The sequence below is a fragment of the Bacillus sp. TH22 genome (assembly GCF_016651015.1).
GTDB classification, from domain to species: Bacteria; Bacillota; Bacilli; order Bacillales; family Bacillaceae_G; genus Bacillus_A; species Bacillus_A mycoides.
This window is the reverse complement of sequence record NZ_JAEKER010000001.1, coordinates 827,425-844,604: the sequence shown is the minus strand read 5'-3', so window position 1 is coordinate 844,604 and position 17,180 is coordinate 827,425. Positions and strand designations below refer to the sequence as shown.

The window sequence follows — 17,180 nt, the reverse complement described above, 5'->3', positions numbered from 1 at the left end:
GAAGATCTATTAGGATTGGAGGAAATAATGATGAAAGCTGAAGAAAAATTTTCCCCGGGATTAGATGGTGTAGTAGCAGCGGAAACGAAAATTTCGTTTCTTGACACAGTAAAAGGTGAAATTGTAATTCAAGGGTATGATTTAATCGAACTCTCAAAAACAAAAGAGTATTTAGACATTGTGCACCTTTTATTAGAAGAACGTTTACCGAATGAGGATGAGAAAGCAACAATTGAAAAGAAATTAAAAGAAGAATATGCAGTGCCAGAAGGTGTATTCAATGTTCTAAAGGCATTGCCTAAGGAAACGCATCCTATGGATGGGCTACGTACAGGTGTGTCCGCATTAGCTGGTTACGATAGTGATATCGAAAACCGCTCGTTAGAAGTGAATAAAAGTCGAGGATACAAGCTTTTAAGTAAAGTGCCAAATATTGTAGCGAATAGCTACCATATTTTAAATAATGAGGAACCAATTGAGCCTCTTCAAGAATTGTCATATAGTGCGAATTTCTTCTATATGTTAACTGGAAAGAAACCAACTGAACTTGAAGAGAAAATCTTTGATCGTTCCCTTGTTTTATATAGTGAACATGAAATGCCAAACTCTACATTTACAGCACGCGTTATTGCATCAACGCAATCCGACTTATACGGTGCTTTAACAGGAGCAGTTGCATCCTTAAAAGGAAGTCTTCATGGCGGTGCGAATGAAGCGGTTATGTACATGCTTTTAGAAGCTGGTAATGTTGAGAAATTTGAAGAGTTATTACAGAAGAAACTATATAACAAAGAAAAAATTATGGGCTTTGGACACCGTGTTTATATGAAAAAGATGGATCCAAGAGCACTTATGATGAAGGAAGCATTAAAGCAGTTATGTGATGTGAAAGGCGATTATACACTATATGAAATGTGTGAAGCTGGAGAAAAAATTATGGAGAAGGAAAAAGGAATTTATCCGAATCTTGATTATTATGCTGCTCCAGTATATTGGATGCTTGGTATTCCAATTCAACTTTACACACCAATCTTCTTTAGTTCTAGAACAGTAGGGCTATGTGCACACGTAATTGAGCAACATGCGAACAATCGTTTGTTCCGTCCACGTGTAAATTATATTGGCGAGCGACATGCATTTAGTAAATAAAAACAACTGGGGAGTTGTTAGCGCCGCCCGCCAGATGGGTGTTTGACCGACACCCATCATTAATAATAACGAATTTTCGACAGAAAGGGAAGAATAGCATGATTAAAACAAATGAAATTAAACAAAAAGATGCATTATTAGAAGAAATTACGGACTATGTATTAAATAAAGAGGTTACAAGTGCAGAGGCATTCAGTACGGCTCGCTACGTATTACTTGATACACTTGGATGTGGAATTTTAGCACTACAATACCCAGAGTGTACGAAATTATTAGGACCAGTTGTACCAGGAACAATCGTGCCAAATGGTACACGTGTACCAGGAACATCTTATGTGCTAGATCCAGTAAAAGGCGCATTTAATATCGGATGTATGATCCGTTGGTTAGACTATAACGATACTTGGCTTGCAGCAGAGTGGGGACATCCATCTGATAACTTAGGCGGAATTTTAGCAGTTGCAGATTATATTAGCCGCGTTCGTATTTCAGAAGGAAAAGAACCATTAAAAGTACGTGAAGTACTAGAAATGATGATTAAAGCACATGAAATTCAAGGTGTACTTGCTTTAGAAAACAGCTTAAACCGTGTTGGTCTTGATCACGTATTATACGTAAAAGTAGCAACAACTGCAGTAGTTGCAAAAATGCTTGGCGGAACGCGTGAGGAAATCTTTAATGCATTATCACATGCGTGGATTGATAATTCTAGTCTTCGTACATATCGTCATGCTCCAAATACAGGTTCACGTAAATCATGGGCAGCAGGTGATGCGACGAGCCGCGGTGTTCATCTTGCAATGACTGCATTAAAAGGTGAAATGGGTTACCCAACGGCATTATCTGCACCAGGATGGGGATTCCAAGATGTGTTATTTAACAAGCAAGAATTAAAATTAGCAAGACCGCTAGAATCTTATGTAATGGAAAATGTATTATTCAAAGTGTCATTCCCAGCAGAATTCCATGCACAAACAGCTGCAGAATGTGCAGTGAAATTACATCCGGAACTTAAAGAAAGATTAGATGAAATTGATCGTATTACAATTACAACTCATGAGTCAGCAATTCGTATTATTGATAAAGAAGGTCCATTAAATAACCCAGCTGATCGCGATCACTGCCTACAATACATTACGGCAATAGGTTTATTAAAAGGAGATATCGTTGCGGATGATTATGAGGATGTAGTAGCGAATGATCCACGTGTAGATGAATTACGTAATAAGATGGTTGTTGTTGAAAACAAACAGTACAGTTTAGATTACCTTGACCCGAACAAGCGCTCAATCGCCAACGCTGTTCAAGTTCATTTTAAAGATGGTACTGTAACAGAAAATGTGGAATGTGAATACCCACTTGGCCACCGTTTCCGTAGAGACGAAGCAATTCCAAAAGTTGTTCGAAAATTCACTGCAAATATGGCAGGTCATTATTCTAGTAAGCAACAAGAAAAAATCCATGAAGCTTGTCTAAATGAAGAAAAACTAGAAAATATGAATGTAAACGAATTTGTAGATCTATTCTTAATTTAATAATAGGGGGAATTTAGAATGGCTTGGGTTGTGAATAAACAGTCGACACAAGAGGAGCTTACGAATCGCTTCCGAGCTTTAGTAGAAGCAAATGAAATTTTGCAAATTCCAGGTGCTCATGATGCAATGGCGGCTCTTGTTGCGAAAAATACAGGTTTTTCAGCTCTATATTTATCGGGAGCTGCTTACACTGCAAGTAAAGGACTACCAGATTTAGGAATCGTGACGTCTACTGAAGTAGCAGAGAGAGCAAGGGATCTAGTTAGAGCTACAGATTTACCAGTTCTTGTTGATATTGATACAGGATTTGGTGGAGTACTAAACGTAGCGAGAACAGCTGTAGAAATGGTGGAAGCGAAAGTTGCGGCTGTTCAGATTGAAGATCAACAATTACCAAAGAAATGTGGACATTTAAATGGTAAGAAACTTGTTACTACAGAAGAATTAGTTCAAAAAATTAAAGCGATTAAAGAAGTTGCGCCAAGTTTATATATTGTAGCACGCACAGATGCTCGCGGCGTGGAAGGATTAGATGCAGCGATTGAAAGAGCGAATGCATATGTAAAAGCAGGGGCAGATGCAATATTCCCAGAAGCGCTTCAATCGGAAGAAGAATTTCGTTTATTTACTAGCAAAGTGAATGCACCTTTACTAGCAAATATGACTGAGTTCGGAAAAACACCATATTATAGTGCAGAGGAATTTGCGAATATGGGCTTCCAAATGGTAATTTATCCTGTAACTTCACTTCGTGTTGCTGCAAAAGCATATGAGAATGTGTTTACGCTAATTAAGGAAACAGGTTCTCAAAAAGATGCACTTTCTAATATGCAAACGAGAAGTGAATTATATGAAACAATTTCATATCATGACTTTGAAGAGTTAGATACTGGAATTGCAAAAACAGTATTATCTGAAGATCAATAGGTAGAAGGATTTAGGCGATGAAAATACATCTTTGGCAAAACGAACTGCTTGATGTGAAAAATCATCGCCTTCTGTTTTCAATAATAAGATATTCCACTCATCGTAGACGAGCATATGCAAAGATCAACGAAGGCCGAAATGATAGGGGGATTCAGATGGAGAAAACGAAGTTACCATGGGATGAATTTTTTTCACTCAATAAAGATGTGAATAATACTTTCTTTACACCAGAAGATTTTTCAGGGGATGAAGATTTAATTGCAAAAACGACAGAACAATTCGTTAAACAAGAAATTGTCCCGCAAATTGAGAATATTGAACAACATAACTATAAAGTTTCTCGTCAATTATTTGAGAAAGCTGGGGAACTTGGATTATTAGGTATTGAGGTACCAGAAGATTATGGCGGATTCGAGTTAGGAAAGGCTGTCTCAGGTCTTGTAGCAGAGAAAATGGGTTACGCGGGTGCATTTAGCGTTTCTTTTAATATACACGCCGGTGTAGGTACATTGCCTTACATATATTATGGAACGAAAGAACAGAAAGAAAAATATTTACCGAAAATCGCATCGGGAGAATGGATTGGGGCTTATGCTTTAACTGAGCCAAATGCTGGTTCTGATGCATTAAGTGCAAAAACGAGTGCAGTATTGAATGAAGATGGTACTGCTTGGAAGTTGAATGGTGAGAAGCAGTGGATTACAAATGCTCATATGGCAGATGTATACGTTGTTTTTGCGAAGACAAATAAAGGAATGACAGCGTTTATTGTCGAAAGAACATGTGAAGGTGTATCAATAGGATTAGAAGAAAAGAAGATGGGGATTAAAGGATCTTCAACAGCGACGCTTATTTTAGAAGATGTTGTCATCCCCGCTGAAAATATTTTAGGGGAAGTTGGGAAAGGGCATCACGTAGCTCTTAATATTCTTAACTTCGCTAGACTAAAACTTGCTTTTGGAAATATTGGAACAGCAAAACAAGCAATCGGTTTATCAGTTCAATATGGAAAAGAGCGAAAACAGTTCCAAACGGAATTAGTAGATTTTACGATGATTCAAGAGAAAATTGCCAATATGATTATTTCTACATATGGAGCAGAAAGTGCAGCTTACCGTACAGCGGGTGTAATTGATGAAGCAATTCATGAGAGTGATGAAGATCTTATGAAAAAAATGTCCCGATTTGCAATTGAGTGTGCACTGAATAAAGTAAACGCTTCTGAAACACTTGCTTATATCGTAGATGAAGCTGTACAAATTCATGGTGGTTACGGTTATATGCAAGAATACGAAGTAGAACGATTATATCGTGATGCTAGAATTAGTCGTATTTTTGAAGGAACGAATGAAATTAATAGATTAACAGTTGCAAAAATGTTAATGAAGCAAATCGAGCAAATAGAAGATGCTGAAGTAGAAATTGATGTAGCAAATGTAGAAAGAAACCATCGTTACATTTTATTAGCGAAAAAATTGTTGAAACAATCTTTGAAAACGCTCTCTAAAACTCCAGGAATAAAAATTGAGCAAGAGCAAGAATATTCACGCGTATTATCAAATATGTTGACGGACGTGTACGTCATGGAATCAGCATTTTTACGTACGAGGAAAGCAGTTAGTAAAAATGGTGAGGAAAAAGAGCGTACGAAGCAAATGATAACAGGTGTTATTTGTGAAGAAGGATATCGTAAAGTAGAAGAAGCTGCGATTTCCATTCTTTCAGCAGCTGTCACAGAAGAACAAAATAGACAAGAAATATTAGCTGAAATCCGTCAATTATTAGTGCCTTTATACTCAAACTTATTTACGAAAAAGAGAGATATTGCGAAAGTTATTATAAATCGCGGGAAATATATTGTGTAAATAGGAGGAAAGCGATATGAAAAAGATTGGTTTTATCGGTTTAGGTAACATGGGTCTTCCAATGTCTAAAAATTTAGTTAATTCTAGCTACACAGTATATGGAGTGGACTTGAATAAAGAGGCGGAAGCTTCCTTTGAAAAAGAAGGAGGAATTATCGGCCTATCAATCTCAAAACTAGCAGAGACATGCGATGTGATTTTTACAAGTTTGCCTTCACCTCGTGCTGTGGAAGCGGTATATTTTGGGGAAGAAGGATTATTTGAAAATAGCCACTCGAATGTAGCTTTAATTGATACAAGTACAGTATCTCCACAATTAAACAAACAATTAGAGGAATCGGCGAAGGAAAAGAAAGTAGACTTTTTAGCAGCACCTGTTAGCGGTGGGGTAATTGGTGCAGAAAACCGTACATTAACGTTTATGGTTGGTGGATCGAAAGAAGTGTATGAGAAAACTGAATCTGTCATGGAAGTACTTGGAGCGAATGTTTTCCATGTTAGTGAGCAGATTGATAGTGGTACAACTGTTAAATTAATTAATAATCTATTAATTGGTTTTTATACAGCTGGTGTGAGTGAAGCTTTAACATTAGCGAAAAAGAACAATATGGATTTAGATAAAATGTTTGATATTTTAAATGTAAGTTACGGTCAAAGTAGAATTTATGAGCGTAATTATAAAAGTTTCATTGCATCAGAAAATTATGAGCCAGGCTTTACTGTAAATTTATTAAAGAAAGATTTGGGATTTGCGATAGAGTTAGCTAAAGAAAGTGAACTTCACTTACCAGTAAGTGAGATGCTATTAAACGTATATGAAGAAGCGAGTGAGGCAGGATATGGTGAAAACGATATGGCTGCTTTATATAAGAAAGTTAGCGAACAGTTAATTTCTAATCAAAAATAGTGCACTTATAAAAACCATGATAAAAAAGGAGAGAATATAATGATTACAACTGAAATTAAACGAGTGAAAAATCATATTAATGGCGAATGGGTAGAATCTACTGGTACGGAAGTAGAAGCGGTTCCGAATCCGGCAACTGGAAAAATCATCGCTTACGTTCCACTTTCTCCAAAAGAAGATGTTGAAAAAGCTGTTGAAGCGGCAAAAGCGGCATACAAAACATGGTCTAAAGTGCCAGTTCCAAATCGTTCAAGACAACTATACAAATATCTACAACTGTTACAAGAAAATAAAGATGAGCTTGCAAAAATCATTACGCTAGAAAACGGTAAAACGCTAACGGATGCAACTGGTGAAGTACAGCGTGGTATTGAAGCGGTAGAACTTGCAACATCAGCACCAAATTTAATGATGGGACAAGCTCTTCCGAATATTGCTAGTGGAATTGATGGATCGATTTGGCGCTACCCAATCGGAGTTGTTGCTGGTATTACACCGTTTAACTTCCCGATGATGATTCCATTATGGATGTTCCCACTTGCAATTGCTTGCGGTAATACATTCGTATTAAAAACATCTGAAAGAACGCCACTTTTAGCTGAGCGACTTGTAGAGTTATTCTATGAAGCTGGTTTTCCAAAAGGGGTATTAAATTTAGTACAAGGCGGAAAAGATGTTGTAAATAGTATTTTAGAAAATAAAGATATTCAAGCAGTTTCGTTTGTTGGCTCTGAGCCAGTGGCACGCTACGTATATGAAACTGGTACAAAAAATGGTAAACGTGTACAAGCGTTAGCAGGTGCGAAAAACCATGCGATTGTAATGCCAGATTGCAATCTTGAAAAAACAGTACAAGGTGTAATTGGATCTGCGTTTGCAAGTAGTGGAGAGCGCTGCATGGCATGTTCAGTAGTAGCAGTAGTTGATGAAATTGCTGATGAATTCATTGATGTATTAGTAGCGGAAACGAAGAAGTTAAAAGTAGGTGACGGTTTCAACGAAGATAATTATGTTGGACCATTAATCCGTGAATCTCATAAAGAACGTGTTTTAGGCTATATTAATAGTGGTGTAGCAGATGGAGCAACTTTACTAGTAGATGGCCGTAAAATCAATGAAGAAGTTGGAGAAGGTTACTTTGTTGGTGCAACAATCTTTGATGGTGTAAATCAAGAAATGAAAATTTGGCAAGATGAAATTTTCGCTCCGGTATTAAGTATTGTAAGAGTAAAAGATTTAGAAGAAGGTATTAAGCTGACAAATCAATCGAAATTTGCGAATGGTGCTGTTATTTATACGTCAAATGGAAAACATGCACAAACATTCCGAGACAATATTGATGCTGGTATGATTGGTGTAAACGTTAATGTTCCAGCACCAATGGCATTCTTCGCATTTGCAGGAAACAAAGCTTCATTCTTTGGAGATCTTGGTACAAATGGTACGGATGGCGTTCAATTTTATACACGTAAAAAAGTTGTAACTGAGCGCTGGTTTTAATAAAGTGAAATGATAATGAGTGGGGTGCATTCCCACTCATTATAAAAATAATACAAACGAAAATACACTACTCATAATGGAGTAGTGTATTTTCGTTTGTATTGTGTTAACTATTTCTTTCAAAGGCTAATTTAATACCAAACCCAATTAAGACGATTCCTGTAATCCCTTGAATATAACGCTGTGTCTTCGGTTTTTTCATAAAAGCACTAATTTTATCAATTAAAAATATATAAAAAGCAAACCAAATGACGGTTAAAATGAGATAAGTAAGTCCCATAACGAGAAGTTGTATAAATGTATTATGATTTGGATTTAAAAACTGTGGTAAAAAAGTTAAAAAGAAGACTGCAATCTTAGGATTTAGTAAATTTGTAAGAAACCCTTGGCGAAAGCAAGAAGTATGTTTATTGTCATTATTTATTGGAACGTCATTTGTATTTAAGTCTTCTGTGTTTCTTACTGCTAAAAGGGCTTTAATACCAATATAGACTATATATACAGCACCAACATATTTAAAAATAGAAAATAAAAGTGCAGACTTTACAATAAGTGCTGAAAGACCAATTACAGCAGCTAAAGTGTGAATTAAAAGCGCAACACAAGTACCAAAAACAGTTTTTACGCCGCCGATTTTACCGGCAATCAATGTGTTTTTCGTAGCCATTGCTGTATCAGGACCGGGTAGAATAATAAGACATATAGACATAATAATAAACAGAAAAAAATTTTCCATAATGTTATCCGCCTTCCTTTTTTGTTTTTAGAAAATTCGATTAACGTTAGTTTAACATACATTTTAGTTAAATAAAATTAAATTATATTTAAAATTATTTAACTAAAAAGAAGAGGCCATATAGAGTAGCTGAGAGTGTGCTACAATATATGGCCTCTTTGTTTAAGCGTTAAGTAAGTTAAAGAATCGATTTACATCTTCTTCTGAAACATCACTTAATTGTTTATATTTATAATTTGGATTTTGGTCTTTATCAACTACAACGGAGCGTACTCCTTCAAAGAAATCTTCATGTCGCATGAAGTTTTTAGCGAGTATAAGATCTGTCGCGAAACATTCTTCAACTGACTTTTCTTGGCCATCAATAAACTGTTTTAATGTTACCTTTAATGAAACAGGGGATTTGGATAATAGCTTTTCTTTCGTTGTTTGGGCAAATGGACTTTGATCTTTCTCTAACGATTGAATGATTCCCTCAATTGTATCGAATGCAAAATGCGAATTAATTTCTTCTACTGAAGAAGAAAGATTGCCATCTAAGTTTGGAGCAGTTGCAAATGTACGAATAACTTCTTTTAAATGAGTATGTACATCTTCTTTTTTCCAATTTACATTTTCAAGTGCGGTAAGGAAATTTGGTAATGAATCTGATGTCATAAAGTAATCAGCAGCGTTAATATATAATACATCAGGAGCTTTTAAAATAGATGCCGTTAAAGCAACATATCGACCAGTATATCCAGGCGCTTTATTTAAGAAATAAGCAGCACCGACATCCGGGAAGAAACCGATGTTCATTTCAGGCATTGCCCACTTCGTACGCTCTGTTACAATTCGATACGTCGCTCCATTTGTCAGACCGACACCACCGCCCATTACAATTCCATCTAAACAAGCGATAATTGGTTTTTTGTATTGATAAATAAATGTATCAATTTCATATTCTTCTTCAAAAAACTGCTCTGCATGTTGTAATGCAACTTCGTTAGAACGTGCTTCGTATAGCGTTTTAATATCACCACCTGCACAAAAACCTTTCGTCCCAGCTCCTTTTAAAACGATGAGTTCAATACGCTCATCTTGCTCCCATTCTTTAAGTTTTTGCCCAATTGGTTGTAACATGTCATAGGATAAAGAATTAAGTGCTTTTGGACGGTTTAAAGTAATCGATGCAACGCCGTTTTCGCTAACAGAAAATAAAACGTGTTCAGTCATTATAAATCCTCCCTTACTTATCTTTCTATTCTTATTTCTTGATACATGCTGAAATGTCCTCTATAATTTTTGTCTAAATTAGGTGCTTAGTGTTAGTATTTATCGCATATTTTGACGAGTTATATTTGCAGGATTTCAGAGAATGAAGAGGAATATTACAACATTACTGTAAGTGCTATTATTTGAAAATGTCGTGTTGAAGGCGCTATTATATGTATAACTTATATTGAGTTAGTATACGTGGCGTAAATTAAAGAGTGGATGTAGAAAAAGTTAAAAGGCTGAATTATCTAACTTTTAAAGAGCGCGGGGTTTGTATATAATTAGAAATAGAGAAAGGAGAGATCGGAATGCCAGGACCTTTACTATTGTCGGTTATTATTTTGTCATCTCTTATGGTAGGAATTACACAGTATTTTCATCATACAGATACGACAGAAGAAGTGAAGGCTAAGGTACGTCTCGTGTTTCCGATTTTTATAATATCTATTTCCATATGCTTTTTATTAAATAAAGATGGGTATGTTGTGGCCGTATTTGCGTTTTTTGTAGCGATTGTCTTAATAACTGTATTGTACTATGTTATGAAAGAGTACTTACAAAAATAAGGATGCCTGAAAGGGCATTTTTATTTTTGTAGATTAATAATTTCACATACCGTATTTCATATAAAAAAACATAAAATATTTATAATTAAAAAAGTATGTACATCGCGGTGTATTTACTTGTCAATCTTGCATGACCACTATACTATTAAAATGTAGAGATTAGAAAAAAGGGGTTGTATCTAGCATGAAATTTGAGATGCATACAAAAATTATTTCAAATGAAAAAGAAGTAAGATTACATATAGAAGATAATTTATTTCAATTAATTTTAGATGGTTATCATCTATTTACTATTCAAGAAATATTGCCTTTATATAAATCAAACGAAGAAAGAATCGGTAGTGCAATTGTCCAAAAGTTAGAATGGGAGAACGGAAAAACTACACTAAACTATCAGCTTGTTTCACTACAATCAGTAAACTAAAAGGAGAAGGGTAATATGAAGTTTTTTCATACAGCGGATTGGCATTTAGGTAAGCTTGTTCATGGTGTATATATGACTGAAGATCAAAAAATTGTGTTAGATCAGTTTGTACAAGCTGTTGAAGAGGAAAAACCGGATGCTGTAATTATTGCAGGAGATTTATATGACCGAGCAATTCCACCTACAGAAGCAGTAGACTTATTAAATGATGTATTACAAAAGATAGTTATTGATTTACAAACACCAATAATTGCAGTTGCAGGAAACCACGATAGTCCGGACCGCATACATTTTGGTAGTAATTTAATGAAAAAACAAGGATTACATATTGTTGGACAATTCCAGTTTCCATACAATCCTGTTGTTTTAAATGATGAATACGGAGAGGTTCATTTCCATCTCGTTCCGTATGCAGATCCAAGTATTGTTAGACACATATTGAAAAATGAAGATGTTCGTTCTCATGATGATGCGATGCGTATTTTTATGAACGAACTCTCTGAAACGATGGATAAAGAAGCGAGACACATATTTGTAGGACATGCATTTGTAACTTCTTCAGGAGAGGCAGAGGAAAATACGAGTGATGCGGAACGACCACTTTCAATTGGTGGTGCTGAATATGTAAATAGCCATTATTTTGATAAGTTTCATTACACGGCGCTTGGCCATTTACATCAAGCGCATTTTGTACGTAATGAGACAATTCGTTATTCAGGTTCACCACTTGCATATTCTATTTCTGAAGAAAAGCATAAAAAAGGATATTATATTGTGGAACTGGATGAAAAAGGTGAAACAACAATTGAAAAACGTTTACTTACACCACGTCGTAAAATGCGTACAGTAGAAGCGAAAATAGACGATTTATTGCTTCATCCAGTGAGTGAAGATTATGTATTTGTGAAATTATTAGATGAAAATCCTGTCTTGCAGCCAATGGAAAAAATACGTTCTGTATACCCAAATGCAATGCATGTTGAAAGATCTATTCAAAGACGAGAGTCCACAGATGAAAATGAAGTAACTGTTTCAAGACATAAAACGGATGATTTATCTCTTTTAAAAGCATTTTATAAAGAAATGAAAGGGCTAGATTTATCAGAAGAGAAAGAACGTCTATTTTTAGATGTTTTGCAAACAGTGCAAGAACGGGAAGGTGAGCGAGGGTGAGACCGATTCAGCTTATAATGACCGCGTTTGGTCCATATAAACAGAAAGAAGTAATCGATTTTAAAGATCTTGGTGAGCATCGTATTTTCGCTATTTCTGGAAATACAGGAGCTGGAAAGACAACGATTTTTGATGCGATTTGTTATGTATTATATGGAGAGGCTAGTGGAGAAGAGCGCAGTGATACAAACATGCTTCGTAGCCAATTTGCTGATGATGATGTTTATACAAGTGTGGAATTAACTTTTCAATTAAAAGGAAAAAGTTATGAAATTAAACGACAACTGGGCCATAAAAAACAAGGAAATAAAACAATTACAGGACATGCAGTCGAATTATATGAAGTAATTGATGAGGAAAAAGTTCCATGTGTCGATCGTTTTCATGTAACGGATGTAAATAAAAAAGTTGAAGATTTAATTGGATTAAGTAAACATCAATTTAGCCAAATTGTCATGTTACCGCAAGGAGAGTTCCGAAAATTATTAACATCTGAAACGGAAAATAAAGAAGAAATACTACGCCGCATTTTTAAAACAGATCGTTATAAATTAATGCGTGAGATATTAGATCAAAAGCGTAAACAATGGAAAGACGTCCTACAAGAAAAACAAAAAGAACGTGAGCTATATTTCCGTAATGTATTTAAATTACCAATACGTGATGGAGCATTATTAGAGACATTAGTGGAGCAAGAGCATGTAAATACACATCAAGTAGTAGAGGCATTAGAACAAGAAACAATTTGGTACAATGCAGAGGTTGAGCAATTACACTTAGAACAAAATGACAAAACGAAACAATTAAAAGAAGCAGAGGCACGTTTTCATGCAGCAAAAGCTGTAAATGAGAAATTCAAAGATTTAGAACAAAAGAATGAGAAGTACAGTATTTTACAAGAAAACCGTGCCGTAATCGAAATGAAAGAAAAATCTTTTAAACATGCGGAACAGGCGAAGCGATTATTACCATTTGAGCAATGGTATGAGGAAGCGATGCAATATGAACAGCAGTCTGAAAGTTTGTTAAAACAGATAATCGCAAAAAAAGAGCATATAATGAACAGTTTTGCACTTGCTCAGGAGAAATATGAAGCATTAAAGAATAAGGCATCCGAGCGAGAAAATGCTAAAAAACAAGTTCAAAGACTAGAAGAGTTACAGCCAATTATTGCATCATTAGCTGAGAAAAAGTTAAATTTGCAAAATGCTGAAATTCAAATAGGAAAATTAAAAGAAGGTATGCAAAAGTTAGATGAACAACTAGAAGCGCATAAAAATGAAAAACAAAGAATGTCTGGCGAATTACAGCAATTAGAAGCAGCCCTTGAACAATATGTGGCTAAAGTAGAAGAACTAACGAATATGCGAGAAGATGCAAAAGTATTAAAGCAGGCATATGATGTATGGCAAGAAAAACAAAAATACGAGCTAGAAAAAGAAAGTGCGTTTCATAAGATGCAACAGGCAGTTAGTACATATGAAAATATGGAACGCCGCTGGTTAAGTGAACAAGCTGGTATATTAGCTCTTCATTTACATGATGGTGAATCTTGTCCTGTATGTGGTAGTGTGGACCACCCGAAAAAAGCTACAGAGCAAAGTAATGCAATTGATGAAAAAGAGTTAAATGAGCTAAGAGAAAAGAAAAATATTGCGGAAAAATTACATGTTCAATTAGAAGAAAAGTGGAATTTCTACCGAGTTCAATATGAACAAGTGATAGAAGAAGTGCTAAAGCGAGGCTATCGCTCGGAAGAATTAGTAGAAACATATAGTGCGCTCGTTCAAAAAGGAAAGCAATTAGCAGCAGAAGTTAATGCGTTAAAAGCAAGTGAAGAAACGCGTAAGCAAATTGCTGTGAATATAAAAAGCGTAGAAGAAAAAGTAGAAGAACTCCAGAAACAAAAGCGTGAAGTAGAAACTGTGCAGCACCGTACTGAAATGGAGTGTATGCAGCTTCGTACGTCATATGAACATGATAAGCAAAATATTCCGGAAAGCTTGCAAACGGTACAAGCTTGGAAAGTACAGTTTGACCAAGCTCTGCAACAACTTAGGTTAATGGAAGATGAATGGGAGAAAGTACAAGAGGCGTATCAACATTGTCAAAATGAAAATATACGTATTCAAGCAGAACATGATAATGCTTCTAATCAATTTAATAGTGCAAAAGAGAAGAAAGAAGAGACTTTCACACGCTTTATGAAAGAGCTAGAACAAAGCGGATTTACAGATCAATTAACATATAAAGAATCCAAATTAAATGATGCTGAGATGGATAAGTTACAACAAGAAATCCAAAGTTATCACTCATCTCTAGAAGTACTTACAAAACAAATTGAAGAATTAAAAGCAGACTTAAAAGATAAAGAGTATATGGACATTTCTTCATTAGATGAGCAAGTGAAAGAATTGGAAATTAGCCTTGATATTATTAAAGAAAAACGACAACGTGCTCAAAACGCCGTATCATATATTACGGATTTACATGAAAATATTAAACGAATTGATGAACAAATTCATGAGGAAGAAAAAGCATTCCAAGAACTTGTTGATTTATATGAAGTAATGAAAGGGGATAACGATAGTCGTATATCCTTTGAACGTTACATCTTAATTGAGTATTTAGAACAAATTGTTCAAATTGCGAACGAACGACTACGTAAATTATCAAATGGACAATTTTATTTAAAACGAAGCGAACGAGTTGAAAAGAGGAATCGACAAAGTGGATTAGGATTAGATGTACATGATGCATATACAGGTCAAACCCGAGATGTAAAAACATTATCTGGCGGTGAGAAATTTAACGCATCACTTTGCTTAGCACTTGGAATGGCAGATGTAATTCAAGCGTATGAGGGTGGTATTTCCATCGAAACGATGTTTATCGATGAAGGATTCGGCTCATTAGATGAAGAGTCATTAACGAAAGCAGTTGACGCCCTAATCGACTTGCAAAAATCAGGTCGCTTTATCGGTGTAATTTCACACGTTCAAGAACTGAAAAACGCAATGCCAGCTGTATTAGAAGTAACGAAGCAGAAGGATGGTTGTAGTCAGACTAAGTTTGTGGTGAAGTAACAAGATTTAATTGCTGAAAAATTTAGTGAAATAATAAATAAAGCGCCGTCTCCTTATTGGAGGCGGCGTTTGTATGAAATAAGGAACTATGAGTTATCTGAAGTAGGCGGCGTATGTGATAATCGATTATAAGTTTTAAAAGCAGAAATTGCCGATATAACACCACCCGCTAAAAATAATGCTGATCCACCTACTAATATGATACGACTGACATATGTTTCTCGTGCTTCTTCAACTTCTTCTTGTAACATTGTAGGCATATGATTCCCTCCTTTATAAAAATGTGTTTTGTAATAGTATATACAAACGCCTAACATGTGTTAAAAATGAAGAGGTTGTATGTATAAGCATCTAAGTGAATTTAATATTTAGCTAGTGTTAGTATTAAGTTCAACGCTTCTGCACAAGTTTTAGTAGCTTATATGTCATAATATATCCGTAAAGTTAAATATTCAATAATAATGAATGAAACATTCGTTCATTATTAAGTGTGCGTTTCTTACGCACTCCCCAAAACAAGTGTCTTTATTGTTATTCTTTTGCATCAAAGCCCTCATCACACTACGAAGTATAACAAGAAGGGGATACGAACATGAATAATCGAATTTTAAAACACCTACTAAATATGAAGATGAACAAGAAAAGCCTGGGAGCCGTTGCATTAACGGCTGGAATCATAGGCACGACTCTCATTCCTCAAAATGCATATGCACACAGTTTTGTTGAAAAACCTGGAAGTCGTTCTGCTTTATGTAGCCCCACTTACGGCGCACTGAACGTGAACTGCGGAAGTATTATGTATGAACCTCAAAGTTTAGAAGCGCTCCAAAAGGATTTCCGCAAGTTGGCCCAGTTGATGGGCAGATTGCTTCGGCAGGCGGGAAATTTGGTGGTATTTTGGATCAACAAACAACAGAGCGTTGGTTTAAAAATACGATAACAGGTGGAGAAAATACGTTCACATGGAAGTATACAGCTCCTCACTTAACAAGCAAATGGCATTACTATATTACGAAAAAAGGTTGGAATCCAAATAAAGCGCTAACAAGAGCAGACTTTGAGCCAATTGGAACTGTACAACATGATGGTTCTGCAGCTTTAAACAATTTAAATCACAAAATTAACGTACCTACTGATCGTAGTGGATACCATGTTATTTTAGCGGTATGGGATGTAGCTGATACAGCAAATGCATTCTATAATGTAATTGATGTAAATCTAGTCAATAATGAAAAACCAGACACAGAAGTACCAAGTAATCCAAATGGACTTGAGGCAACAAAAGTTACAGCAAATAGTGTAGAACTAGCATGGACCGCTTCTACAGATAATGTAGGGGTAAAAGGTTATCAGGTCCTACGCAATGGAGAGATTATTGACACAGTACCAGGCACTCATTTTATTGATAAACAATTACAACCAAGTACTGAATACTCTTATACTGTAAAAGCGATTGACACAGCTGGAAATGTATCGAAAGAAAGTACGGCAGTTAAAGTGAAAACATCAGTAGCGATTCTTGATACAAAAGCACCTACACAGCCAAAAGGATTACACAGCATGGGAACGACAGCATCAAGTGTTGATCTGATGTGGAGTCCGTCTGACGATAATGACGGTGTAGACCATTACGATATTTACAGAGAAATATCAGGCGTAATGAAAAAAATTGGAACATCCAACACTACTTCTCATATGGACAAAAATTTGCTTGCTAATACTACATATAAATATGCGGTGAAAGTTGTTGATGTAGCTGGTAATGAATCAATACAAAGCGATGTATTCACAGTTACCACAAAAACTGAAAGCGCTTCATACGAAGCGTGGAATTCAAAAAAGGCATATAAAAAGGGAGATAGAGTCATGCACGAAGGGAAAGTGTATGAAGCTGTCCAAAATTACCAAGGAAATGGGGATCCAAACTGGATTTATGCTTTATCATTATGGAAAACAGTGTAAGCTTTTACTGGTTTTGAACTAAGGAATGACTGACGGGCTTTGGTGCAATAAAGTAATAATGAGAGTTCACTTTAAAGTTGAAACAAAAAAGAC

General features: G+C 35.6%; 13 protein-coding genes and 1 pseudogene. 11 read left to right on the top strand and 3 right to left on the bottom strand.

Annotated features, from left to right (window positions below; translation table 11 throughout):
* Window positions 1–27 precede the first annotated feature (27 nt).
* The 6 genes from mmgD to JFU18_RS04180 all read left to right on the top strand — a co-directional run bounded on the left by mmgD (window position 28) and on the right by JFU18_RS04180 (window position 7,883).
* Complete coding sequence (gene mmgD, locus JFU18_RS04205) at window positions 28–1,149, top strand: citrate synthase (RefSeq protein WP_002127276.1); 1,122 nt, start codon at window positions 28–30, stop codon at window positions 1,147–1,149.
* A 98-nt stretch (window positions 1,150–1,247) separates the two neighbouring features.
* Window positions 1,248–2,684, top strand: coding sequence for a 2-methylcitrate dehydratase (prpD, locus tag JFU18_RS04200; protein WP_002085755.1), 1,437 nt, complete (start codon window positions 1,248–1,250; stop codon window positions 2,682–2,684).
* Between the two features lie 18 nt (window positions 2,685–2,702).
* The gene (prpB, locus tag JFU18_RS04195) at window positions 2,703–3,611 is read left to right on the top strand and encodes a methylisocitrate lyase (protein WP_002168448.1); all 909 of its coding nucleotides are present in this window, start codon (window positions 2,703–2,705) and stop codon (window positions 3,609–3,611) included.
* Between the two features lie 155 nt (window positions 3,612–3,766).
* Window positions 3,767–5,476, top strand: a complete 1,710-nt coding sequence (locus JFU18_RS04190; protein WP_201033740.1) for an acyl-CoA dehydrogenase family protein — start codon at window positions 3,767–3,769, stop codon at window positions 5,474–5,476.
* Window positions 5,477–5,492: 16 nt separating this feature from the next.
* Window positions 5,493–6,383 (top strand): NAD(P)-dependent oxidoreductase, encoded by an 891-nt coding sequence (locus JFU18_RS04185; protein ID WP_201033152.1) that lies wholly within the window; start codon window positions 5,493–5,495, stop codon window positions 6,381–6,383.
* Between the two features lie 39 nt (window positions 6,384–6,422).
* Window positions 6,423–7,883, top strand: a complete 1,461-nt coding sequence (locus JFU18_RS04180) for a CoA-acylating methylmalonate-semialdehyde dehydrogenase (protein WP_016126890.1) — start codon at window positions 6,423–6,425, stop codon at window positions 7,881–7,883.
* Window positions 7,884–7,989: 106 nt separating this feature from the next.
* Here the strand turns inward: JFU18_RS04180 and JFU18_RS04175 are convergent, their stop codons facing one another.
* Both JFU18_RS04175 and JFU18_RS04170 read right to left on the bottom strand, forming a co-directional pair.
* A complete protein-coding gene (locus JFU18_RS04175; RefSeq protein ID WP_201034589.1) occupies window positions 7,990–8,622 on the bottom strand; it encodes a LysE family translocator in 633 nt (210 codons plus the stop codon).
* A 159-nt stretch (window positions 8,623–8,781) separates the two neighbouring features.
* Window positions 8,782–9,834: an enoyl-CoA hydratase/isomerase family protein gene (locus JFU18_RS04170; protein WP_002065275.1), complete on the bottom strand. Its 1,053-nt coding sequence runs from the start codon at window positions 9,832–9,834 to the stop codon at window positions 8,782–8,784.
* Between the two features lie 350 nt (window positions 9,835–10,184).
* Between JFU18_RS04170 and JFU18_RS04165 the strand changes: the two genes are divergently transcribed.
* The 4 genes from JFU18_RS04165 (at window position 10,185) to JFU18_RS04150 (ending at window position 15,125) form a co-directional block, all read left to right on the top strand.
* Complete coding sequence (locus JFU18_RS04165; RefSeq protein WP_002012747.1) at window positions 10,185–10,442, top strand: hypothetical protein; 258 nt, start codon at window positions 10,185–10,187, stop codon at window positions 10,440–10,442.
* 184 nt (window positions 10,443–10,626) lie between these two features.
* Entirely contained in the window at window positions 10,627–10,866 is a 240-nt protein-coding gene (locus JFU18_RS04160; protein WP_002085739.1) for a DUF2584 family protein, read from the top strand.
* A 15-nt stretch (window positions 10,867–10,881) separates the two neighbouring features.
* Complete coding sequence (locus JFU18_RS04155; protein ID WP_201033154.1) at window positions 10,882–12,039, top strand: exonuclease SbcCD subunit D; 1,158 nt, start codon at window positions 10,882–10,884, stop codon at window positions 12,037–12,039.
* Window positions 12,036–15,125 carry an AAA family ATPase gene (locus JFU18_RS04150; protein ID WP_201033742.1) on the top strand — a complete coding sequence of 1,030 codons (3,090 nt, stop codon included), beginning with the start codon at window positions 12,036–12,038 and terminating at the stop codon, window positions 15,123–15,125. The genes JFU18_RS04155 and JFU18_RS04150 overlap by 4 nt, the downstream gene beginning before the upstream one ends.
* 86 nt (window positions 15,126–15,211) lie before the next feature.
* Here the strand turns inward: JFU18_RS04150 and JFU18_RS04145 are convergent, their stop codons facing one another.
* Window positions 15,212–15,385 carry a hypothetical protein gene (locus JFU18_RS04145; RefSeq protein WP_002012755.1) on the bottom strand — a complete coding sequence of 58 codons (174 nt, stop codon included), beginning with the start codon at window positions 15,383–15,385 and terminating at the stop codon, window positions 15,212–15,214.
* 332 nt (window positions 15,386–15,717) lie between these two features.
* Between JFU18_RS04145 and JFU18_RS04140 the strand changes: the two are divergent.
* Window positions 15,718–17,087: pseudogene (locus JFU18_RS04140) on the top strand (lytic polysaccharide monooxygenase).
* Window positions 17,088–17,180: the final 93 nt, after the last annotated feature.